Annotated in this window: 23 protein-coding genes; 3 read left to right on the top strand and 20 right to left on the bottom strand. The window is 38.1% G+C overall.

Annotated elements, in window-relative coordinates; all coding sequences use genetic code 11:
* Positions 1-78: 78 nt before the first annotated feature.
* Positions 79-612 carry a M15 family metallopeptidase gene (locus tag MKZ18_RS01830; RefSeq protein WP_225002172.1) on the bottom strand — a complete coding sequence of 178 codons (534 nt, stop codon included), beginning with the start codon at positions 610-612 and terminating at the stop codon, positions 79-81.
* Between the two features lie 224 nt (positions 613-836).
* Here MKZ18_RS01830 and MKZ18_RS01825 point away from each other — a divergent pair, with 224 nt between their 5' ends.
* Positions 837-1,502 (top strand): hypothetical protein, encoded by a 666-nt coding sequence (locus MKZ18_RS01825; protein ID WP_340842964.1) that lies wholly within the window; start codon positions 837-839, stop codon positions 1,500-1,502.
* 33 nt (positions 1,503-1,535) lie between these two features.
* Here MKZ18_RS01825 and MKZ18_RS01820 read toward each other — a convergent pair whose 3' ends face one another.
* Together MKZ18_RS01820 and MKZ18_RS01815 are read right to left on the bottom strand one after the other, a co-directional pair.
* A complete protein-coding gene (locus MKZ18_RS01820; RefSeq protein ID WP_340842965.1) occupies positions 1,536-2,537 on the bottom strand; it encodes a nitronate monooxygenase in 1,002 nt (333 codons plus the stop codon).
* A 125-nt stretch (positions 2,538-2,662) separates the two neighbouring features.
* Positions 2,663-3,727, bottom strand: coding sequence for a lactonase family protein (locus MKZ18_RS01815; RefSeq protein WP_025907600.1), 1,065 nt, complete (start codon positions 3,725-3,727; stop codon positions 2,663-2,665).
* Positions 3,728-3,959: 232 nt separating this feature from the next.
* Here MKZ18_RS01815 and map point away from each other — a divergent pair, with 232 nt between their 5' ends.
* On the top strand, positions 3,960-4,706 hold the full coding sequence (gene map, locus MKZ18_RS01810; protein WP_025907602.1) for a type I methionyl aminopeptidase: 747 nt from the start codon (positions 3,960-3,962) through the stop codon (positions 4,704-4,706).
* Positions 4,707-4,738: 32 nt separating this feature from the next.
* On the opposite strand, the gene MKZ18_RS01805 is transcribed toward map, so the two are convergent.
* From MKZ18_RS01805 to MKZ18_RS01740, 14 genes are all read right to left on the bottom strand, one after another.
* On the bottom strand, positions 4,739-6,535 hold the full coding sequence (locus MKZ18_RS01805; RefSeq protein WP_225002166.1) for a sensor histidine kinase: 1,797 nt from the start codon (positions 6,533-6,535) through the stop codon (positions 4,739-4,741).
* A 55-nt stretch (positions 6,536-6,590) separates the two neighbouring features.
* A complete protein-coding gene (locus MKZ18_RS01800) occupies positions 6,591-7,403 on the bottom strand; it encodes a BMP family ABC transporter substrate-binding protein (protein ID WP_341344601.1) in 813 nt (270 codons plus the stop codon).
* An 11-nt stretch (positions 7,404-7,414) separates the two neighbouring features.
* Complete coding sequence (locus MKZ18_RS01795; RefSeq protein ID WP_341344483.1) at positions 7,415-7,561, bottom strand: hypothetical protein; 147 nt, start codon at positions 7,559-7,561, stop codon at positions 7,415-7,417.
* A gap of 170 nt (positions 7,562-7,731) precedes the next feature.
* Entirely contained in the window at positions 7,732-7,962 is a 231-nt protein-coding gene (locus MKZ18_RS01790) for an excisionase family DNA-binding protein (protein ID WP_025907605.1), read from the bottom strand.
* Positions 7,963-8,032: 70 nt separating this feature from the next.
* A complete protein-coding gene (locus MKZ18_RS01785) occupies positions 8,033-8,722 on the bottom strand; it encodes a pseudouridine synthase (protein WP_025907607.1) in 690 nt (229 codons plus the stop codon).
* Between the two features lie 119 nt (positions 8,723-8,841).
* Positions 8,842-9,663, bottom strand: coding sequence for a phosphate ABC transporter ATP-binding protein PstB (gene pstB / locus MKZ18_RS01780; protein ID WP_025907608.1), 822 nt, complete (start codon positions 9,661-9,663; stop codon positions 8,842-8,844).
* A 15-nt stretch (positions 9,664-9,678) separates the two neighbouring features.
* Complete coding sequence (gene pstA / locus MKZ18_RS01775; RefSeq protein WP_025907609.1) at positions 9,679-10,506, bottom strand: phosphate ABC transporter permease PstA; 828 nt, start codon at positions 10,504-10,506, stop codon at positions 9,679-9,681.
* Between the two features lies 1 nt (position 10,507).
* On the bottom strand, positions 10,508-11,422 hold the full coding sequence (gene pstC, locus MKZ18_RS01770; RefSeq protein ID WP_225002164.1) for a phosphate ABC transporter permease subunit PstC: 915 nt from the start codon (positions 11,420-11,422) through the stop codon (positions 10,508-10,510).
* A gap of 35 nt (positions 11,423-11,457) precedes the next feature.
* Positions 11,458-12,300: a phosphate ABC transporter substrate-binding protein gene (locus tag MKZ18_RS01765; RefSeq protein ID WP_035319837.1), complete on the bottom strand. Its 843-nt coding sequence runs from the start codon at positions 12,298-12,300 to the stop codon at positions 11,458-11,460.
* Between the two features lie 350 nt (positions 12,301-12,650).
* Complete coding sequence (locus tag MKZ18_RS01760) at positions 12,651-14,465, bottom strand: ABC transporter ATP-binding protein (RefSeq protein WP_340843001.1); 1,815 nt, start codon at positions 14,463-14,465, stop codon at positions 12,651-12,653.
* A gap of 49 nt (positions 14,466-14,514) precedes the next feature.
* Entirely contained in the window at positions 14,515-16,239 is a 1,725-nt protein-coding gene (locus MKZ18_RS01755; RefSeq protein ID WP_076512828.1) for an ABC transporter ATP-binding protein, read from the bottom strand.
* 170 nt (positions 16,240-16,409) lie between these two features.
* Positions 16,410-17,090: a hypothetical protein gene (locus MKZ18_RS01750; protein WP_340842966.1), complete on the bottom strand. Its 681-nt coding sequence runs from the start codon at positions 17,088-17,090 to the stop codon at positions 16,410-16,412.
* A 77-nt stretch (positions 17,091-17,167) separates the two neighbouring features.
* Positions 17,168-17,311 (bottom strand): hypothetical protein, encoded by a 144-nt coding sequence (locus tag MKZ18_RS01745; protein WP_156482267.1) that lies wholly within the window; start codon positions 17,309-17,311, stop codon positions 17,168-17,170.
* Between the two features lie 24 nt (positions 17,312-17,335).
* Positions 17,336-18,070: an alpha/beta family hydrolase gene (locus MKZ18_RS01740; RefSeq protein WP_025907615.1), complete on the bottom strand. Its 735-nt coding sequence runs from the start codon at positions 18,068-18,070 to the stop codon at positions 17,336-17,338.
* Positions 18,071-18,219: 149 nt separating this feature from the next.
* Between MKZ18_RS01740 and MKZ18_RS01735 the strand changes: the two genes are divergently transcribed.
* Positions 18,220-18,837 carry a TetR/AcrR family transcriptional regulator gene (locus MKZ18_RS01735; RefSeq protein WP_025907616.1) on the top strand — a complete coding sequence of 206 codons (618 nt, stop codon included), beginning with the start codon at positions 18,220-18,222 and terminating at the stop codon, positions 18,835-18,837.
* A gap of 121 nt (positions 18,838-18,958) precedes the next feature.
* Here MKZ18_RS01735 and MKZ18_RS01730 read toward each other — a convergent pair whose 3' ends face one another.
* From MKZ18_RS01730 to MKZ18_RS01720, 3 genes are all read right to left on the bottom strand, one after another.
* Positions 18,959-20,536, bottom strand: a complete 1,578-nt coding sequence (locus MKZ18_RS01730; RefSeq protein WP_138116520.1) for an IS1182 family transposase — start codon at positions 20,534-20,536, stop codon at positions 18,959-18,961.
* Positions 20,537-20,891: 355 nt separating this feature from the next.
* Entirely contained in the window at positions 20,892-21,419 is a 528-nt protein-coding gene (locus tag MKZ18_RS01725) for an IS630 family transposase (protein ID WP_100346442.1), read from the bottom strand.
* Positions 21,416-21,961, bottom strand: coding sequence for a helix-turn-helix domain-containing protein (locus MKZ18_RS01720; RefSeq protein ID WP_100346995.1), 546 nt, complete (start codon positions 21,959-21,961; stop codon positions 21,416-21,418). Before MKZ18_RS01720 ends, MKZ18_RS01725 begins: the two co-directional genes overlap by 4 nt.
* Positions 21,962-22,274 lie beyond the last annotated feature (313 nt).

Genomic DNA, 22,274 nt, shown 5'->3' with positions numbered 1-22,274 from the left:
AAAAACCTGAACGATTAAAAGTGAGGAACTCTCAATCGTTTAGGTTTATCATTGACTGAATTACTTATGTCTCAGTCTCTATTTTATATCTTCAGGCCTTAACTGAAAATGCGGATAATCTTTAAATCCTTCCCAGTCTCCTCCCCATTCAAAACCAAGCTCTTTACCAATTTCAGCTACTTCCATCCAATCCGACTTGCCGTTACCATTGCCGTCATACTCCATATCCCAGATAATATCACCATTATCTATTCGCAAAGCGAAATCGATAGCTAGACCATAATTATGATAAGACTCGCCACCTTTTGAATACGTGACAATCTGTCCTTCAGTCGTTCGGCCACGGGCATAAAGCTCGTCTTGTTCTTCAAATGATCGAAAGCCATCCGTAATGACAACATCTATTCCTTGTGCTTTTGTTTGTTCGATAAGCTGATCTCTTTTTTCAACTACAGCGGGATGAAGATCCGTTGCGTCTTTAAACTCATTTAAGCTGGGGCCAAAAGGTGAAATTGGCCAATTTTTTTGAACGAAAAAGATTAATCCATATACAATGATGCCAACTAATAGCAACTTTAGAATTGTTCCTACAGCATTCATGTTTTTATTCATGCTCCTTGCCTATACATGTAACGAATTAAGAATAAGCATAGTATACTCGGAGGTGAATGAAAAGAAATTCACTCTTGGAAATATGCTCCTCTCATCTTTTTTAAATCTTTTTGCCACTTTCACCATTTTTTCACTATTGCTGGTTACATTATCAAATGTGAACAACATACTTCTCATATGTTGTTCCTTTATCGGGGAACTTAACATAAAAAGGAGTGAGAAAAATGAACAAGAAGTGGCTTGGCTATGTGTTGGCCAGCAGTTTAACTCTCTGCGCAGTAGCAGCGGTAAACACACCTGTGTTTGCGGCAACAAAAGACAACGTAGGTGAAAATACAATCGTTCAGCGAACAAATCACTATAAAGATGACGTTCAGCTAGATGCAGAAACACAAGAAAAAGTGGATGCAGTTATGAACGAGGCAAAAACAAAATTAGAAAAGCTCGGTGTGGAATTTCCCGAGAAGAAAGATCATCCTTTCCACAACTTAACACAGGAGCAAAAAGAGCAGTTCCACAGCATTATGGAACAAGTAAAAGATGGCTCTTTAACAAAAGAAGAAGCCTATACTAAGTTAAAAGAACAAGGTATTAACCTGCCTGAAAAAATGCATAAACACCCGTTTTCCAATTTAACGGAAGAGCAAAAAGAACAAGCGAAAAAGATTATGAATCAAATTAAAGAAGGTTCCATTACAAAAGAAGAAGGTATCGCAAAGCTTAAAGAAATGGGAATCACCTTACCAGAACGTAAAAGTCGTCTATTACAAGGATTAACAGATGAACAAAAAGTGGAAGCAAGAGCAATTTTACAAGAAACAAAAGAGAAAGTAGAAGATTTAGGTGGAAACTTCCATCATGAAAAGCATAAGCATTTTGTCCAATCGTAAAAAAACCAGAGGCTGAGTAGGCCTCTGATTTTTTTACGTCATTAAGGACACTACAATCTCTTGCGCTGAGCAGCTTTTCACTTTATTATGACCAACTCCAGCCCAAAGTGAAAGGTAATCTACCGCCCCTTGCTCAGCAGCTTTTTTCCGAAGTGGCTGCGTCATATAGTGAACGTGCGGATAGGCTGCTGGGGCTGAGTCAGTAAGTGAAATCAGAAACGCATTAGCCAAACCTCTAGCACGTCTGCCTGTAAAAGCTCGCGTGACGGCCGTCTCCTTATATGTTTTATTTAATAATGCTTTTTTATATGTAGGGTTTGCTCCACTTTCCTTACAGCAAAGAAATGCTGTTCCTACTTGAACGGCACTAGCCCCAGCAGTCAATACTATCTCTACATCATCTTTATCCATAATTCCACCGGCAGCAATAAGCGGCAAGCTAGACTGCTTTTTCACAAGATCAATCAGCTCTAAAACCCCATAGTCTTCCTCTTTCTCCTCTTGGTTGTCAAAGCTTCCTCGATGGCCACCCGCTTCAATTCCCTGCAAGCAGAGTGCATCCGCCCCTGCTTCAGCTGCCAGTTTAGCTTCTTTTGGTGTTGTTACCGTTACGATGACGAACGTCCCCTTCTCCTGCAACGCTAGAATGACATCTTTTGATGGACAGCCAAACGTAAAACTAACCAGTGGAACAGGGTGATTTGTTAAGAGAACGAGCTTATTCTGCCATTCATCGTCATGGTACCTTGGAACGCCTACTTCTGCCTGCAACGTAACAGCAATACGCTTTATATGCTGTTCATATTTTTTGAAGTCATAGTTTCTTTCTTCTTCTGGTACAAACAAATTCACGCCAAACACATCGGGTTTTTGCTTTTTCAGCTCTTCTATTTCTTCTTTTAGAGCATATGTTGTTTTATACCCTCCTGCCAGAAAGCCCACTCCGCCAGCTTTGCAAACAGCAGCCGCTAGCTTAGGTGTAGATACTCCTCCTGCCATCGGTGCTTGAACTAATGGATATTTGCTGTTAAACATTAATCATTTCACCCTTTCTCTAACCTTACATTCTCCATGTTCTTTACTATCATCTAAATTTCCTGTTGATAAACCGAAAAAACCTATCCACTTAGGCGGATAGGTTTTTCAAACAACAAGTTAATTTATATATTTAAAAACTTTACGCAAACCGCGTACGGCACATCAACGATTGAATCTAAAAACGTTAACTTCCCTGTTTCTTCATTTCGTTCAAACAGCACTAAGTTTCCAGTCTCTTGATTAGATGCAATAATAAATTGCTCTGTTGGATCTAATACGAAATCGCGTGGCCAGTCTCCTTTTGTATCCGTCCACTCAACAAATATAAGTTTACGACCGTCTTCATTGACCGCAAACGTTGCAATCGTATTATGCCCACGGTTTCCAGCATAGACGAAGCGGCCATCTGATGAGATATGAATCGCACTTCCTTGGCTATTTTCAGTAAAATCCGCTGGTAGCGTTGCGATTGCTTGTAGTTGTGTAAAGCTCCCGTCTTGCGCGTTATACTCTAACACTAACACTTCGTTGCTTAACTCTGTCATCACATACGCGTACTTGCCGTTTGGATGGAAAGTTAAGTGTCTTGGTCCAGCGCCAGGTGCCGTGTTAAACGTTTGAGCTTTTGTTAACTTCCCTTCTTCTCCAACAGCATACGTGATAATTTCATCTGTGCCAAGATCCACTGCTACAGCGTACTTACCGTCTGGCGTAAAGTCTGAATAGTGAGCGTGCGGCTTTTCTTGACGATCTTTATTTGGGCCTTTACCTTCATGTTGCATAACTGAAGTGGCTGGCCACACTTCGCCACTTTGAGGAGAAGTTACGTATGACTCAATACTTCCTCGATGATAATTGGCAGTTAATACTTGGTTATTGCTATCGTTAACCGTCACATAACATGGTGAAGGCCCTTCAAGCATTTGTTTATTCACAAACGTTAAATCGCCGTTTTCAGAATTGATTTTATAAGAAGCTACGCCTCCCTTATCTCCTTCTTTTACAACAGCATATAAGTATTCATTGCTCTTACTAATGTTCACATATGTAGGATTATCGATTTTAGCTACTGCTCGTACATCTCTTAATTCCTTTTTCTCTGCATCAAATGTAAATGTGTATATTCCTTCACTTGAACCTTTTGTATACGTTCCAACATAACCAGTAAACGTTTTTCCTCGAGTCATCGCTGCATACCCTCCTAAATTATTCATTCTATCTTTTAACTATATCATAACTATAGCTGAAGTCTCATTTTTACTCTCCCCTGAATGCCCTTTTTACAAACATGAAATCAAGCGGGTTTCTTGCTTTTTTAGTTTAGGGAGCGTTATCATAAAATTTGGATTAAACTTAGTTTGGATTTTTTAAAAATCGATTTTAGATATAGAGAATATACATTCAAAAGGAGGAGTTTACTTGATTTCATTAAAAAGTGAACGCGAAATTAACTTAATGCATGAAGCAGGTAAGTTATTGGCTCAATGTCATAAAGAGATTGAACAAATGATCAAGCCAGGTATTACGACGCATCAAATTGACCAATTTGTTGAAAAATTTTTAGAGAAACACGGTGCTACGCCAGAGCAAAAGGGTTATAAAGGGTACCAGTTCGCAACATGTGCATCGTTGAACGACGAAATCTGCCACGGCTTCCCAACGAAGACACCTTTAAAAAGCGGAGATATTGTTACTATTGATATGGTGGTTAACTTAAACGGAGCTTTGGCTGATTCAGCATGGACTCATAAAGTTGGGGAAATCTCTGAGGAAGCAGAGCGCTTAATGGATGTAACGTACAACGCATTATACAAAGGCATAGAGCAAGCACAGGTTGGAAATCGAACAGGTGATATTGGCTATGCTATCCAATCTTACGTAGAAGGAGAAGGCTTTTCTGTCGTTCGTGACTTTACAGGACACGGCATTGGTAACACAATGCACGAAGAGCCAACCATTTTCCACTATGGCAAGCCTGGGAAAGGACCTCGTTTAAAAGAAGGTATGGTTATTACAATTGAACCGATGGTAAACGTAGGAACTTGGCATTCCAAAATGGACAAAAACGGATGGACAGCGCGTACAACAGATGGAAAACTATCTGCTCAGTACGAGCATACCATTGCAATTACGAAAGAGGGACCGGTTATTTTAACCGAACAATAAATTAAAAGACTGCCTGGTGCTCAGGCAGTCTTTTAATTTATTGGCAACGTCATCATAAACGTTGTTCCTTTTTCAGATGTTTCCACTAACTCAATATCTCCACCGTGATTTTGAAGAATCGTCTTCACGATGGTTAAACCTAATCCCGTGCCGTTTTCCTTCGATGTAGTAAACGGATAAAAAATACTTTTTTGAACCTCTTTTGGGATGCCAGTACCACTATCTTTTAGATAAATGCAGTATTGATTTCTCTTCACCATTCCGGTGATTTCCATCCTGCCAGCCCCACCCATAGCTTCTATGCTATTGCGCAACAGGTTATGAACCACTTGCTTTATTTGTTTATCATCAATCCAAACCATTGCTTTTTCCATCTCTACTTGAATCGTAAAGGCTTGATTATTAGCAGTAATAAACGAAATGATTTCTTCTAGTACATAATCAATTCTTTTTGCTTTCATAACGGGTGCTCTAGGCTTTGCAAGCATCAGCATTTCTTCTACGATGGAATTAATTCGTTCAAGCTCTTTAAGCAGTAGCTCAACCTGAAACGATTTACGCTCATCTACAGAAAGCCCATGGTTCATAAGTGATAAAAAACCATGAATAACTGCTAATGGATTACGAATTTCATGAGCTGCTCCTGCAGCTAGTTCTCCTACTAGCGCTAGTTTCTCTGTTTGATGCATGCGACATTCTAACTGTTCGGTATCAGTAATGTCGATGAAATGGAAGATACGGCCGACCACATTGTTTTCATCGTCTACTAGCTGTGATTGAGAAACCAGCAGGCAGCGTTCTTCTTGATTGAGCTGGTACGTTACTTTTTGATGCTTTTTTACTTTTTTCTCACGCAAAATACGCCAAAATGCTTCATTGTCGTTCCCTTCATGATGCAAAGCATGTTGAACATCGCTTAAGCTAATCATTAACATCTTTTTTACTGCTGCATTTAAGAAAAGATGATTATTGCAATGATCAACTGTAATAATACCAACAGGCAATGAGTTCAATATTTGCTCGCGGTATGTCTTCTCTGCCGTTATCTTATGGAAAGACTCAGAAAGATTTTGAGACATCTTATTTATTGATTTGCTCAGTCTAAGAAACTCGATTTGCTTCTCTTCTTCTAATCGTAAACCGTACTCACCATCGGCAATCCGATCGACTCGTGCAGTCATGCTTTCCACAGGTTTGGTAAGCATTCTGCTCATCCGGTAAGAGATAAGAATCGATAAGAATACAATGACAACCATTGAAATTAATAACCCAATTAGTGCGTTTCGAATAATAAGCGGTAAATCACCAGACAATTGACCTAAGGAATTTGATACGTCTTTCTTTTGATCCTGAATTTCTGCTTGTACCTTGTATAGCTGAGGCAAGTAAACCTCGTCAAGATAAGTAGCAGCTGCTTCTTGATCTTCGTAAGCGATTAATCCTGCGACATTATTATTTATTTGGAAGTCAAGTAGTTGGATTTGTTCTTTCAATTGCTGGAGCGATGCTGGAAAAGCTACCTGATCATTCTCCACTCTGCTTATTGCATGGTTTCCGTATTGTTTATATTCCGTTACTACGCTCGTACAGCAATCATTTCTGTCTAAATTATTTGAAACAATGTATTGCTTAACATGCAGCTCTTCTTCCCAGTAAGAAAGCCAAACTAATTCTGGGATCTCTTCGTCTTTTAACTTTTGGCTAACAACACTCAAATCATCGATTGAATATACAAAAATAAACGACAGGCTGCTCAACAACAAGGCAATAACCAAGAGTGAACTTAGGATTTTACTCCGAAACGAAAGCTTACTTATCACATTCTTCATAATCATCTCTTTCTTTGTATACTTTCTATATTGCTAGCTCCCTGCTACTATTCTTCTATTCTTCTATGCTATCCTCGATTGCGCTCTTCTCTTTTTCTGTGTACATAGGACCAAAAGGAGCAAGTCGATAAACACCATCATTCTCATCTAAAACCACCGTTCCTGATGGTAAACCGCTTTCGCTAAAATAGTCCTCCATAATGGAGCGATAAGACTGTGGTACATCATTGATAACGCTTGTCAGTACTTGACTCTCTCCCATATACGATTGATCATCAAGATAACCTATGACATAAATTCCTTTTTCTTTAGCTACACTAATAATATCTCGATTGTATGAATTTCCTTTAGTATAAATGACGTCGACTCCTTGGTCTACTAACTCATTCATCAACTCAACAGCTTTTTTACTATCATCTCGACTATTTACCACTCGGTAAAAGAATTCAATATTCTGATCCGCCGCCATTAGCCCATTTTCAAAGCCTTTATTCTTTTCACGAGCTTCAAATGCATCAATAAGACCTACTTTGTTACTACTTGTTTTAAAACTAGCTGCAACTCCTGCTTCATATTCAGTTTGATATTGATCAAACGTATAGACTGTTTGATTTGAATGCTCAGCGGTACCGTGTATCGTAACGAAGTGAACATCTGAATAGGAGGTTGCTAATTTATTAAAAAAAGGAGAGAACTCCCTTCCGTGACCAATAATGACTTCAGCTTTTTCTTCAACTGCAGCCTGAACAGCATTTTGAATTTTTTGTTTACTATCAAGCTGGCTGTAAACCTTTGCAATGACGGGGAATTCATTCTCAATTTCCACTTTCCCTTTATAGGCTAAACTTCCCCAACTTTGATCTACAATAACATCACTAGTTAAAATAGCGACATGTTTTTTTCATCTGGTTCTGCCCCTTGATTATGTAAAATCCCTTGTGCTTTTAGCATAATAACAGCAAAAAGAATGAAAAAGAACAGCACCGCAATAAAGATAATTATTTTTGATTGTTTTGCTTGTTCCAATATAATTCTCCTTTTTCAACTTCTTCCTTTATTATACAAAAAACAAACCCTTAAAAACTACATTTTCAGTCATTTTTTTTCTTTTTTCGACATTTTTTGCGCATATCAGCACTTAAATACTCCTTTTTAGTGGCTGAAACGTGCTTAATCACCTCTGAAAAGGGTGAGAATTAATCTTCGTCTTTTACATCCATGTCTTCTGGAATAGGCTCACTTAAATACTCTTCCATCTGCTTTTTATATTTTTCAAGCTGCTCAAAATGCGTATTAAATTGTTCTTTGTTTACTACGTATTGTTCACCGTCAAAAACAGTACGAATCTTTCCTTGCTGAATAAGACTTTCAATATATTGTTCAGGTAAGGATAAATACTCGGCTGCTTCTTTTAGTGTTAAGTACATTTTTATTCCTTCTTTCAATTCATAACTTACTTCTAGAATACCACGTTTAAAAGGAAAGAGCTTCAATAAGTCATTGAAGCTCTTTCAACAGTTCATTTAATTCTTGCTGTGATAGCTCTCTCCAAGCCCCCGCTTCTAAATTTCCTAGGTGAATATTCATAATGCGAATCCGCTGCAGGCGCTCAACTCGATAACCTAATGCTTTACACATTCTTCTAATCTGCCGATTAAGTCCTTGAGTTAAAATAATCTTAAACACATTGTCACTTATTTTTTCGACCTTACACGGCTTGGTGATGGTATTTAAAATCTCAACACCGCTTTCCATTTTCAGCACGAACTGCTCTGTAATTACCTTATCCACTGTAACAACATACTCTTTTTCATGACCATGCTCTGATCGAAGAATCTTGTTGAAAATGTCGCCGTCATTTGTCATTAAAATAAGCCCTTCGGAAGCTTTATCCAAGCGGCCAACAGGAAAGATTCGCGTTGGATAATTTACAAAATCAATGATATTTCCCTCCACTTCTTTAGCTGCGGTACACGTAATACCTACCGGCTTATGAAGCGCTAAATAAACAGACTGTTCCTTACGAGGGATAGGCCTTCCATCAATCAGAACTTCATCATGTTCTGCTATCATGGTGTTCTTATCACTAACGACTCCGTTTACAGTCACTCTGCCTTCTATAATCAAGCGATTTGTATGCCTCCTTGAACAGAAGCCTGTTTCGCTAATATACTTTTGAATTCTCATCTCATACTCGCTTTCTCTACCTTTTTCTTTATTTTAGTGAATTTCTCAATGGAAAGCATCACTCTTTCAATAAAAAAATCCCGGGAAATAAATTCCCTAGGATTTTTTCATGTACATAATTAGCCGAATCGACCAGTAATATAGTCTTCTGTTCGCTTATCTTGCGGAACTGAGAAAAGTTTATCTGTAGAACTGTATTCAACGACCTCACCATTTAAGAAAAAGGCAGTTTTATCTGAGATACGAGCGGCTTGCTGCATGTTATGAGTTACAATAATAATTGTATAATCTTTTTTCATCTGCGTAATTAATTCTTCTACTTTTAAAGTAGAAATTGGATCTAAAGCTGAAGTCGGTTCATCCATTAAGATTACATCTGGTTTCATAGCAATTGCACGAGCAATACAAACACGCTGTTGTTGTCCACCTGATAAACCAAGCGCGGATGTCTTTAAGCGGTCTTTTACTTCATCCCAAATCGCAGCGCCACGTAAACTCTCTTCAACAATCTTGTTTAGCTCTTTTTTATTTTTTATACCATGCATTCTTGGTCCATACGCTACATTATCATAGATGCTCATGGGAAATAGGTTTGCTTTTTGAAACACCATTCCTACTTTTGTTCGTAGCTTAATTACATCGCTTGACTCATAAATGTTTTCATTATCAATAATTACTTTTCCACTGATTTTGACACTGTCGATTAAATCGTTCATTCGGTTTAATGTGCGTAAAAATGTTGACTTACCACAACCAGATGGACCTATAAATGCAGTGACTTCTTTTTCTTTTATATCAAGGGAAACTGAATACAGTGCTTGTTTTTCTCCATAAAACAAATTCAAATCACTCACGCTGATTTTTGTCTTCTTATCAGAATGCCTCTCATTTCCTAACACGTTTGTTTTGCTACCCTTCTGACGATCAATAGTTATATTCATCATTCGACTCCTCTCTTAATAATCCGCTTTGTTTAGCTTTTTAGATATAAAAGTCGTTGCAAAGTTTAACACCAAAATAACCACAATCAATACAATTCCAATTGCCGCGGCAAGCTCAATATCTCCAGATTCTTGCGTAACTAAGTACGAATGAACCGTTAATGTTCTAGCTGAAGAAAAAATACTCTCTGGCAGTGCAGCTACCGTTCCCGCTGTTAAGAAAATTGCTGCTGACTCACCAACGATACGACCGATTGAAAGGATGATACCAGATAGTATACCCGGCATAGCGCTCGGTAAAATGACTTTATATAAAGTTTGTAACTTTGTTGTACCTAGAGCTAATGATCCTTCGCGATATGAGCGTGGCACAACTTTTAATGCTTCTTCTGTTGTTCGAATAATAACTGGTAAAACAATAATCGTAAGTGTTAAAGAAGCCGAAATAATTGACATACCTAGCTTTAACGTCGTAACAAAAAATACTGCACCAAACAAACCGTAAATAATGGACGGAATCCCAGTTAAACTTTCCGTGGCAAAGCGAATGACTCTAACTAGCTTTCCTTGTTTTGCGTATTCCTGTAGGTATACAGCAGCCAAGATTCCAATTGGTGTGGCAATAAGCAATGAAATAACAATTGTATAGATAGTTGTGACAATCATTGGCCAAATTCCACCGTCATGTCCTGAAGGTGAATAATCTCCAAAGATAAAATCAATGTTAATTAAACGATAGCCTTTATAAAAAATATATCCGACGATAGTAACTAGGACGGCAACTGTTAAAAAAGCTGAAAACCAAAGCAGTCCATTTAGTACATTATCTTTAAACTTCCTCAACTTAGTTACCTCCTTTTGAACTGATCTTTGCCAATACAAAATTTAAAAGTAAAATAAACGAGAACAACACAATCCCTGTAGCAAAAAGCATCTCTTGGTGCGTACCTGCTGCATACCCCATCTCTAGCGCAATGTTAGTCGTTAACGGACGTACACTATCAGTTAAGCTAGATGGAATAATTAAGCTGTTTCCTGCAACTAATATAACAGCCATCGTTTCCCCAATTGCTCTACCCATTCCTAAAACAACAGCTGTCATAATACCTGACTTAGCCGCTGGGACTACTACCTTGAAGATTGTACCAATCTTAGAAACTCCAAGAGCTAACGACCCTTCACGATACGCTTTTGGCACTGCACGAATGGCCGTTTCCGATACTGTAACAACCGTTGGTAACATCATAATAGCTAAAACTAAAATGACCGCTAATAAACTTTGACCTCGAGCTAGCCCTAAATTATTTTGTAGAAAAGGAACAATAACAGCTAATCCAAATACTCCATATAGTACAGACGGAATACCCGCTAAAAGCTGTACAGCAGGTGAAACAATTTTCGCTAAGCTTTTAGGCGCAATTTCAGCTAAAAAGATAGCGGTAAACAAGGCAATTGGTACACCGATAATGAGTGCTCCAATCGTAGCAAAGACAGATGCTACAATCATAGGAAAGATTCCGAACTTATCTTCACTAGGTACCCAATCTACTCCAAAGAGAAAGTCAATAAAGCTATACCCTTGCGTAACAAAAGGATGAAATCCTTTATAAAATACAAATCCGATAATTAATACTAAGCTGACTACTGAAAGGAGAGCACATAACATAAATAATCTTCCCGACAGTTTCTCTAGCATGTACTTCATTCGATTCGATTTTTCAACTTCTTGATTTTGATTTTTAATAGGTGGCGTTGACATACTTCATTCCTCCAAAATTGCTTAAACGTACCGTTTTATTTTAATGGTATTACGCCCGCATCCGATGCAATTTTTTGACCTTCTGGACTTAAGATATAATCAATGAATTTCTGACCTTCTTCACTTAAAGTCTCTTGTTTGTTCACAAACAGAAACGGTCTTGATAAGCTATATTTTTGCTGCAATACATTATCTGCTGTAGGCTGTACTCCATTAATATTTAAAGTAGCAACAGATTCATCAATATACTCAAATGAAACAAAGCCTACAGCGTGCTTATTTGTAGCAACTGTGGTTTTAATGTTTCCATTTCCACTCGCAACAATGGCGTTTTTGATTAGCTCTCCAGAAGAGTAGCCAACAATTTCTTGAAATGCATCTCTTGAACCTGATCCATCTTCTCGGGAAACGACGACAATTTCCATGTCTTCTCCACCAAGCTCTTTCCAATTTGTAATTTCACCAGTAAAGATTTTCTTTACTTCTTCCATTGAAAGATTCTTGACCTTATTTGTAGGATGCGTAATTACCACAATTCCATCGTAAGCAATGATATGCTCTTTTAAGCCAGTTGCTTTTTCTTCTTCTTTTAAGTCACGTGAAGACATGCCAATTTCTGAAACACCGCTTGTTGCGTTGGTAATTCCAGCAGAAGAACCAATTTGATTGATCTCTATATTAATGTTATTTTTCTCTTCATATTTAGCTGCTAGCTTCTCAGCTAAAGGACCAACGGACGTTGAGCCTGAAATTGCTAGTGTGTAATTGCTACCGCCAGATGAATTTTCTGAGCTAGTATCAGAAGAACCACACGCTGCCAAAGTAGTAACGAAAGATAGAACAAGTAATCCTATCGCTGTCTTTCTTATAAGCTTCATCTCTAAACCTCCAAGACACTCTATTCGTATTTCTTATAGAGTAAACTCTGCTTGTAAATTTTTATTTTGATTTTTGTAAACGTTTTGTAAATCCTTTAATTATGTGTAAAAAGTCTAAAAAAATGTTAATTTTATACTGTCAAATTAACAATTCAGACACGAAATATCCAAATATTTGATTTTTATTTTAAAGACGAAAAGATTTTCTTATGTCTGTTCATTTTTACGCAATCGATTTTTCACATTATTATTTGTCACGGGTTAAGTATTCATGTAAAGCTCCTTATAAAAAAGCTCAACATCTGTCTTTATGACATCAGATGTTGAGCTTTTTCTTTTCGATTCATTTATTATTGACTGAGAGCTTTTGGAGCCTTGAATTGATGCTGGATCATACGATAATATACTCCTTCTTTTTTCATTAACTCATTATGATTACCATTTTCTTTAATGTTACCATTTTCAATAAACATAATCGTATCTGCATGGCGAATAGTGTTTAATCTATGAGCAATAATAAAGCTCGTTTTCCCTTGTAAGATGGTGCTTAGTGCCTCCTGAAGATACAGTTCGGTTCGCGTATCAATATTGCTGGTTGCTTCGTCCAGAATAAGCAGTGATGGATTTGAAAGCAGCACTCTGGATATCGCAAGCAGCTGCTTCTGACCCTGGCTCAGATCATCACCATTTTCCGATAGCTTGGTTTCATATCCTTTTGGCAATTGATTAATGAAGTAATCTGCATTCGCTACTTTAGCCGCTTCTTTTACTTCTTCGTCACTTGCTTCTGGGTTTCCGTATCGAATGTTTTCCATAATTGTTCCTGAAAATAAATACGTATCTTGAAGCACGATACCGAAGCATTTCCTTAAACTTTCTCTCGTATAGTTCCGAATATCAATTCCATCAATTAAAATTTGTCCTTCAGAGACCTCATAAAACCTTGTGAGCAAATTAACAATGGTTGTTTTTCCTGCCCCAGTTGTTCCAACTAAAGCTGTACTACTGCCTGCTTCTGCCTTAAAGCTGATATTTTTTAAAATCAACGCATCATCGCTGTAACCAAAGCTTACATTTTTAAATTCCACAATCCCTTTTGGATTTGTTAAATCAATTGCATTCTCAGGGTCTGCATCTTCTTCTTCGCTATCTAACACGTCAAATACTCGTTCAGCACCAGCCACGCCCGACTGAAGAGTATTAAAGATATTCGCAAGGTCATTTAACGGACGTACGAATTGGCGCGAATAGGTGATAAAGCTTGCAATTAAGCCTACTGTAATGAGCTCATTAATAGCTAAATATCCTCCTACAACGGCTATGACCATAAAACCAAAGTTATTAATTACGTTCATCATCGGCATTAAAAATCCTGACCATATTTGTGCTTTGATGCCAACTTCTCGCAGTCTCGTATTCACTTCTTCAAATCGATGAATGGACTTCTCTTCATAATTATAGGCTTTAACAACCTCTAACCCAGAGATCATCTCTTCAACATGCCCATTGAGCATCCCTAGCTCTTTTTGTTGCTCCTTAAATAGCACTTTCGTTTTTCTAGCAATCGACTTTGTTAAAAGAAACATTAAGGGAATGGTAATAAGGCTCGCTAGCGTGAGTAACGGACTTAAGACTAACATCATAACTAATGATCCAATTAAGATAATCACACCAGACATGAGCTGCGTAATAGACTGCGAAATTGACGTGCTAACGTTATCAATATCGTTTGTTAATCGACTCATCATTTCTCCATGTGTGCGTGAATCAAAAAAAGCTAGAGGTAGCTTTTGCAGCTTACCAAACAAATGTCGCCTTAACCTTTTAACCATTCTTCCAATAATTCCGGCCATGATCCAGCCTTGTGAAAAATTTAATAGAGAGCTTGTGATATACGCAACCAAAAGCGTCACTATCACGGTATTGAGCACGCTAAACGAAACAGTTTCGGTCAGCGCCATCGTATCTACCGCTTTCCCAATTAAAAATGGAACGAAAAGCAAGATGACTGAATCAACCATCGTCAACAGAAAAACAGTAGACAAAAGCGCTTTATCTCCTCCAAAATACGACCAGAGCCTCTTCATCGTTCTTTTAAAATCTTTCGGCTTTACGACTTGCCTTTGAAAGCGAGCCGCACCTCCGCCACCCGGACGGCCAGGCATAAGAGGTGCGCTATCCTTTTTCACTTCTTGATTGGTTCTTTCCGCCAAGTTAACGCACCTCCTTTTCAAACTGTGATTCGTAGATTTCTTGATAAGCTTGACACGTTTTTAATAGCTCATCATGCTTGCCGCTACCAACGATCTCACCGTTATCCACTACAAGAATTCGGTCTGCATCCGCTACCGTTGAAATTCGCTGTGAAACAAGAATACAAGTAATATTATCGGCATATCTCTGCAACGATTGTTTAATCTTCCCTTCAGTCACCATATCGACTGCGCTAGTGCTATCATCTAAGATTAAGATTTCAGGCTTTTTAATTAGCGCTCGAGCGATTGAAACTCGCTGCTTTTGGCCGCCCGATAAGTTCACGCCACCCTGTCCAATTTCCGTTTCATAGCCTTCTGTTGACCTTTGAATAAACCCATTTGCATCAGCAATTTCAGCTGCTAGCTGTACTTCTTCTTTGGACGCATCTTCTCGTCCCCAGCGGATATTATCACCAATCGTCCCCGTGAATAACATCGCTTTTTGAGCAACAATCGCAATTCTTTCACGTATGGCTTTTGGCTCAATCTCGCGAATGTCGCTATCGTTTAGTTTGATTGTCCCGCTCGTTGCGTCATATAAGCGTGGAATTAAACTCACAAGACTGCTTTTTCCAGCACCCGTTTTTCCGATAATACCAATAGTTTCTCCAGGCATACACGTAAACGTCACGTTTTTTAAGACCGGCTCTTGCGATGTTTCATTATATGAAAAAGATACATTTTCAAACTCGATTTTTCCGCCTTGATTAGAAACAAACTGTTCCTCTGTCCACACCATATCATTTACTTCGCCCAGCACTTCACCAATGCGGCCAGCTGACGTTCTCGCTCGGACAAACATATTAAACACCATGGAAATCATCATGAGTGAAAAGAGAATTTGCGTCATATAGTTCGTAAATGCCACAACGTGCCCCACTTGAATTGTGCCGCCTTCTACTCCATGACCACCAATCCAAAGAACGGCCACAATTCCTACGTTCATCACAAGCATAATAATTGGACTAAAAATAGCAATGACTCTCGTGGCCGCAACCGATTTATCCTGAAGCTCATCGTTAAACCCGCTAAATTTCGTTGTTTCATAATTAAAACGATTGAATGCTTTTACTACGCGAACACCTGATAAATAGTCTCGCATTGATCCATTGACTCGATCGAGCGCATTCTGGAGCTTTGCAAAGCGCGGAATGCTGAGTTTAATATTTGTAATAAGCAGAACCACAATCATCGGTACCACGACCATAAGTACCACAGATAAATGAATATTTAACGTGGTTGCCATAATGAGGCCACCAATTGCTAGTAAAGGCGCTTTAATATAAATTCTCATCAAGCCGTTCACAAACAGCTGCACCTGCGTCACGTCATTTGTTAGTCTCGTAATTAACGACGCTCGGTCATAGTTATTGATTCGTTTAAAAGAAAGAGTTTGAATCCGTCTAAACAAATCAAGGCGCAGCTCAGCCCCAAAATTTTGAGACGTGATGCTTGCCAAAATGCTACGTGTCGAAGCTGCTACTCCTCCAAGCAGCGTCACGCCAAGCATCACCGCTCCCATCCGAAGCACATAGTCTAAATCCCGATTGGCTATTCCAACATCAATAATTTTTGCCATAATCGTTGGTTGCATCAAGTCACAAATGGCTTCTAGCATTAGGAACAAAAGTGCAATGCTAAAAGGCTTATAGTATTTTTTTATGTATCCTCTGTAGTTACCCATACATCACCCCACACTTAGTTAATAGACCGCCAGCGAACAGCTCGTATAGTTTTATTATATTTAAATGATTAAACAATTTACCATCTTTTTACGTAGAAAGCAGTTTTGAGAAGATAAAAAAAGCTCAATTCCGTTTGGATTTGAGCTTTTTATGTACTTTGAACGCTAGTTTAGCCAGTCTGAGAAACATATCTATACTGATACACCTTTACTAAGTGACGATGAGTCAAAGCTAAGGATAACATAAATATAACTTCAAACAGGTTTATCACAGCTGTACTTGGAAGAGAAAAAGGAATTGCGCTTCCTACAATCATCACTGCTACGCCAATCATCATGATGCTCCAATTCATGTGCTTGAAGATTGAGATACCCATAAAAAGTAAGATAAGCGCTACAACTATTACCATAATGGGTGGACCAGATGTTCCTACAATTCCATAGCGAATAATGCCATACTCACTTATAGCTGCCACATCATGACTAATTGTCTTTACTACTTCATAACTAATAAGGATTGCTGTGCTTATCAGAAACAACACCTTAACAATTGGCTTATTAGCCCAGCTAATATTGGCATGTTTTGCGACCCCATATCCAAACAGAATAAGTGTTGGCGTAAACAAAGCATGGAGCCAAAAGCGGAGCAAGCTAAGAGCAAAGAGTGTATTCCCCTCGCCAATAAATGAACCTATAAAGATAATTAAATTATCATAGATTAAGCCTATGATTACTAAAGGAAAGGAAAGCATATAAAACGATAATGCTTTTTTCTTAATTAATTTAATACTGAATAGAAACAATGCTACGTAGAAAATAGTAAATAGTAGATAGAGAATGGTATCAATCATTTTTGCTCCTTTTTATAAAAACAATTCTTTTAAACATAGTGGCTATCACGGTTTGTTCGAATTTCTAATCATTTCTTTTAATTTTGCTTGATTACGATGTTTGGCTTTTCTAATGCTTGTGAAAGTGACCACTCGGCACGGTCATCCTTGTTTACTCGTACTTTTTCAACCCGGATGTTTTGCTTTTTTAATGCTTTAATGATCATATCAATTGAATTCATTCGACTCACTCTCCAAAGAAATGCTTAGTATTTGTTTTCTTTTATCCATGTTAGTGTAGTCTGTGCCATTTCATCCTGCTGCTTTTTAACGGGGATAGATGCTTTCATATCTCCTTTTTGCGGTCCATAAACTCCAAATTGAGCATGATTTCCACCTTTTATTTCATGCATTGTTGCATTCTTGGAAAGAAGCTGCTGCGTGTCTTGAATCTTATCTTTTGTAGATAGGCCGTCTCTTTCACCATATATAGACAAAATAGGAAGGTTAGTGTTTGAAAAATCAGATGCTTCATCCGGATAAGAACCTAAGAAAAACAAACCAACTACTTCTTTTGGATGAGAATGAGCAAATTTAGATGCCGCAACGCCACCTAAAGAATGTCCACCTACGATCCACTTGTTTACTGATGAATAACTATCCATTACCTCTTGCGCTTTATTTGAGTCAAACAAGGCAAAATTGAAATTCACATTAGGAATCGCAACTAAATAGCCTTCTTCTGCCAATTGCTTACCGTAGTAGCTGTAAGCTTCAGGCTCTACTTTCGCACCAGGATACAGGACAATTCCTACTTGGTTGTTTTGTTTAGGATTAAAAATAATCCAATCTTCCTTATGCTTAATATCTTTTTTATCTACCAGCGTATAAAGCTTTTCAGATGGTTCATAGGTTTGTTGTGACCATATAAAAAAGCCTAGAAAACCCAATACTAGTAGAGTGACAATACTAGCCAAAAGGTAACTTATTTTTTTCTTCATCCACAAGTCCTCTTTTCTTCTGAATTACATTTGTTTGATTTGGTCAAATCCATTAAAATGATGATAGACCCTTTAAATAATTATATATACTGAAAGGTTAATTAATCAACTGAATTAATATGTCTATTTTTTGAACTAGGAGGCTCCCTATGAGTGATAACATACCGAAGAAAAAGCCTGGAAGACCCAAAATAACAATTGAAAAGAATGTAACGAGGGAGCAAATCTTGAAAACTTCAGCTCATCTGTTTATGACATATGGATATGAAAGTGTCTCAATGGAACAAGTCGCAGAAGCAAGCGACGTAACAAAAGCTAGTGTTTATTATTACTTTAAAAATAAAGCAAACTTGTTCACGGTATCTGTATCAAGTATGTTTGAGCGTATTACCATACAAACAGAGCGGCTGTTACAAAGTTCCAAAGGATTAAAAACGCGATTATATGAAGTCACGTTAGACCATCTTCAAAGACCACACATCGACTTTGAAACACTATTAACCGAAGCTACTTCTTCACTTACAGAAGATCATATAAAGAAAATTCGCGGGTCAGAAAAAGCCGTGCATCAAGCACTGGAAAATATTTTCAAACAAGCAATGGAAGACGGTGATATCGTTCAGAGGAACCCTCTTCTCCTTACCCATGCATTTTCAACAGTCACTATGATTCGAAATAAAAAAGAATTAATCAATGAACTAGGAGGACCCGAAAAAACCGCTCAGTCTTTAGTTGATCTTTTTTGGGAAGGGATTAGTCCAAAGTGAAGGCACTATCCTTTTTAATAAAAAAGAGGCTGGGACATAACTAGCCAAAAATAATGAAAAAGGGTTCTCATCATCGCATTTTGATGATGAGAACCCTTTTTTGTTGATCTGTTTGATTGGTCTATGCACATTTTACGCTGGAGGCGATGTACTTTCGTACATTCACCGCCATGAACGCAAACCCTAATTCGTTTTTCACGTTCTCTTTGCCTCTTACGGACATTCGAGTGAAACGCAAATTAGCCTTCAGATATCCAAAAACTGGTTCTACGTCAATCTTACGTTTTCCGTAGATTTTACCCGTTTTTTCTTCTGAAAGCAGCTGTTGAATGCTTTTCTTTTGTTGTTCCCACTTTTCGTTATAATGGATTCTTCGGTTCTTTCCTTCCTTCGCCTTCGTACATTGTGAACGAAAAGGACAACCTGAACAGTCTTCACATTCGTACACATTGAATAACCTTGTAAATCCGTAACGGTCTGTGCGATGCGATTTGTAACGAAACGTCAACTTATTCCCGTTGGGACAAGTAAAGGAATCATCTTCTTCATGATAATCCCAATTCGCTGTCTGAAATGGGTCATTCTTAACGCGTTTTTTCTTCTCTTTTCGATACATACTATATGTGATAAGAGGCGTACGCTTTCTGTTCTGCACATCGAGGTAATTCTCTTCACTTCCATATCCCGCATCTGCGACAATATAGTCTGGGAGTTCGAAGTAGTGATGTTCAATTGCGTCAAGAAACGGACAAAGTGTTCGTGTGTCCGTTGGATTTGAAAAGACATCGTAAGCAAGTGTATATTGACCTTCTGTCGCAATTTGCACATTATACCCCGCCTTCAGTTGGCCATTCTTCATGTAGTCATCCTTCATACGCATAAACGTGGCATCATGATCTGTTTTTGAATAACTATTCCGTTCGTTAAAAATCTCCATGTCTTTTTCATACTTTAACTTACGTTTCACAAAGTCTTGAAATTGCTTATACGCTTTCTTCGGTTCTTTTCTGCTTGATCGCAGTTGTTTTCGTTCATCGGCATCTTCACTTGCTTCAATTTCTTTTGTCAACTCTTCAACCTTTTCTTCTAATTTTTTAGTGATTAGAGATAATTCTTCAACAGAAAGTTCGTCCGAACTTTCTCGTTCGATCTGTGGAATAATTTCTCTTTCTACTAGTTCGTCATACAGCTGGGTTGATTTCTCCAAGAGGCTCGCACTATACTTTTCGATTGATTTGCGCCAGACAAATGTGAACTTATTGGCATTTGCTTCAATCTTCGTTCCATCAATGAAGATTGCTTCATTATCAATCTCGTTCTCTTGAATAAGCTGACATCGAAACTGGACAAAGCACTCACGAAGAAGCACTTGAACTTCTGGGTGAACACGAAATCGATTGATTGTCCGATAGCTCGGTTCGTAACCTTGAGCTAGCCACATCATACGTATACTATCTTTGAGAAGCGCTTCAATTTTTCTTCCTGAAAAAACTGACTGTGTGTAGGCACATAAAATGATTTTCATCATCATGCGTGGATGGTAAGCAGGACACCCCGTTTTCTGTAAGAAGCCGGCAAAGGCTTCATCTGGAATATGTTCAACGAGATGGTGAACGGCGAAGGCAATATCATTTTCTTGCAATTTTATTTCTAAATCTAAAGGCAAAACCACTTGATTCATGTTATAATCTTTAAACATAAGGACCCTTCTTTCCGATAAGATTTTGTGTGGTAACTTTATTTTATCAGAAGTGGTCCTTATTTTAATGTAAAAATAAACAAAGCCGGTGAAATTTTACTCGTCGTAAAATTTCACCGGCTTTTTCGGTTCAGAGGAGGGTTTTGTCCCAGCTCTTCTTTTAAAATAAGCTTTGCCACTGATTCCACATGTACTGTCAGTAGGTCGCAGACACTTTGATGTAGTAGTGTTTACCCTCGCTATATTAATGTCAGAACTACTTATGGTGTGAAACTAAAATGGATTCCAAAAGGAGAATTATAATAATGGATAGATATAGACTGATGTTTTGTTTTTAGAGCTATATAAGTTTTACTTAATAATCCGGCATATGAACACCGGCTATTCTTTTTAAAATTTGCTCAGATGCCCCCTCCAAAAAAGCTAGAAAAGAAGAAACAGACTCTTGAATAGCTGCTTTGTTAGGATGGAATCGATTTTGGATGACGGTTTCTTTCAGCCATTTCCAAATCCGTTCAACGGGGTTCAAATTGGGCGAGTACTTCGGCAGAAAGAAACGAATGAGTCGATCCTCATGCTGTTCAAAAAAGGGCTGTAACTCTTTTGCATCATGAATACGAGCACGATCCAACACCATAATGATGACTTTATTTGGGTAATAGTCGAGCACATACTTCATAAAGGAATGAAAAGCTGGGGCTTTACAATTGTCAGCTACTTGGCAGAGAAAGTCGCCATTTAAGACATTGACAGCTCCAAATAGACTAACAGCTGCATGGTGCCCAAAAGTAGGGACTTGTTTTTGTTTCCCTTTTTGAAACCATGTGGATCGTAAAGCTTGATAGGCGTGGATTCGACTTTCATCTTCATAAAGTAAAATCATATCGCCCGAGAGGTTTTTTTTACCATCTCCATGTCTTGCAGGAATTGCTTTTGTTCGTTTTGATCCGCCTTTGCTAAGGTATAAGTAGGTCTAGTGTAACTCAATCCCATGCCCGTCAACATTCGATAAATGCCACTTCGACTCATGGTGACTGAAAATTTTTCGTAGATGACATGTTGAATCACACGTGTATCCCAGTTAGCGTCAATCCCAAATCCTTCTTTTTCCGGTGTACTTTCTAAGATCATGCGTCGAAGTTCTTCTTTTTCTTCTTGGGTTAAATAAGCAGGTTTACCGGTAGAATACTGACGGGTGACTAAACCATCCATCCCATATTGATTAAAGGTTTTGACATAGATAGACACGGTTTCACGGTGAAGATTCAAAAGCTGAGATACTTCTTTTCCTGTATAGCGTTCCATGATGAGCCGAATCGTCATGACGCGTTGTCTCATTTTCACGTTTTGAATGGTTTTTTCGTATTGACGTAAGTCAGCAGGTGTCCATCCATGGTCATTTGGAATACGTAGAACTTTCATCATCCATCTACTCCCTTATGATTATCTTAGGAACAGTATGGACGCATTTTTTTTAAAATAAGCACGTCGGAAATTAAAATCAAACTTATATAGTTAAATCCTCGATTACGGGTATCGATACATCGTATATATTAAGGTAAGCTTTTCTATCTACAATACCCTCATTTTCATTTGGGATCTTATGCATAAAACTTCCACCCTTTATAAATAGCAGCTATCCTACCATGTACTTTCACATTTCTACACCTCTTTTTGTAAAATATGATAGTCTAACTATCACTTATTGATTGTAACTCCATTTTCCATTCCTTGCAAC

The sequence above is a fragment of the Priestia sp. FSL W8-0001 genome, assembly GCF_038050335.1.
GTDB lineage: Bacteria > Bacillota > Bacilli > Bacillales > Bacillaceae_H > Priestia > Priestia flexa.
This window is presented reverse-complemented; position numbering and strand designations above follow the sequence as displayed.

Bases quoted from the DNA above. Each gene is read 5' to 3' on its own strand.
- MKZ18_RS01830 (WP_225002172.1), bottom strand. From the start codon at position 612: ATGAATAAAAACATGAATGCTGTAGGAACAATTCTAAAGTTGCTATTA.
- MKZ18_RS01825 (WP_340842964.1), top strand. From the start codon at position 837: ATGAACAAGAAGTGGCTTGGCTATGTGTTGGCCAGCAGTTTAACTCTC.
- MKZ18_RS01820 (WP_340842965.1), bottom strand. From the start codon at position 2,537: ATGTTTAACAGCAAATATCCATTAGTTCAAGCACCGATGGCAGGAGGA.
- MKZ18_RS01815 (WP_025907600.1), bottom strand. From the start codon at position 3,727: ATGACTCGAGGAAAAACGTTTACTGGTTATGTTGGAACGTATACAAAA.
- MKZ18_RS01805 (WP_225002166.1), bottom strand. From the start codon at position 6,535: ATGAAGAATGTGATAAGTAAGCTTTCGTTTCGGAGTAAAATCCTAAGT.
- MKZ18_RS01790 (WP_025907605.1), bottom strand. From the start codon at position 7,962: ATGTACTTAACACTAAAAGAAGCAGCCGAGTATTTATCCTTACCTGAA.
- MKZ18_RS01785 (WP_025907607.1), bottom strand. From the start codon at position 8,722: ATGAGAATTCAAAAGTATATTAGCGAAACAGGCTTCTGTTCAAGGAGG.
- pstB (WP_025907608.1), bottom strand. From the start codon at position 9,663: ATGAATATAACTATTGATCGTCAGAAGGGTAGCAAAACAAACGTGTTA.
- pstC (WP_225002164.1), bottom strand. From the start codon at position 11,422: ATGTCAACGCCACCTATTAAAAATCAAAATCAAGAAGTTGAAAAATCG.
- MKZ18_RS01765 (WP_035319837.1), bottom strand. From the start codon at position 12,300: ATGAAGCTTATAAGAAAGACAGCGATAGGATTACTTGTTCTATCTTTC.
- MKZ18_RS01760 (WP_340843001.1), bottom strand. From the start codon at position 14,465: ATGCCTGGCCGTCCGGGTGGCGGAGGTGCGGCTCGCTTTCAAAGGCAA.
- MKZ18_RS01755 (WP_076512828.1), bottom strand. From the start codon at position 16,239: ATGGGTAACTACAGAGGATACATAAAAAAATACTATAAGCCTTTTAGC.
- MKZ18_RS01750 (WP_340842966.1), bottom strand. From the start codon at position 17,090: ATGATTGATACCATTCTCTATCTACTATTTACTATTTTCTACGTAGCA.
- MKZ18_RS01745 (WP_156482267.1), bottom strand. From the start codon at position 17,311: ATGAATTCAATTGATATGATCATTAAAGCATTAAAAAAGCAAAACATC.
- MKZ18_RS01740 (WP_025907615.1), bottom strand. From the start codon at position 18,070: ATGAAGAAAAAAATAAGTTACCTTTTGGCTAGTATTGTCACTCTACTA.
- MKZ18_RS01735 (WP_025907616.1), top strand. From the start codon at position 18,220: ATGAGTGATAACATACCGAAGAAAAAGCCTGGAAGACCCAAAATAACA.
- MKZ18_RS01730 (WP_138116520.1), bottom strand. From the start codon at position 20,536: ATGTTTAAAGATTATAACATGAATCAAGTGGTTTTGCCTTTAGATTTA.
- MKZ18_RS01725 (WP_100346442.1), bottom strand. From the start codon at position 21,419: ATGATTTTACTTTATGAAGATGAAAGTCGAATCCACGCCTATCAAGCT.
- MKZ18_RS01720 (WP_100346995.1), bottom strand. From the start codon at position 21,961: ATGATGAAAGTTCTACGTATTCCAAATGACCATGGATGGACACCTGCT.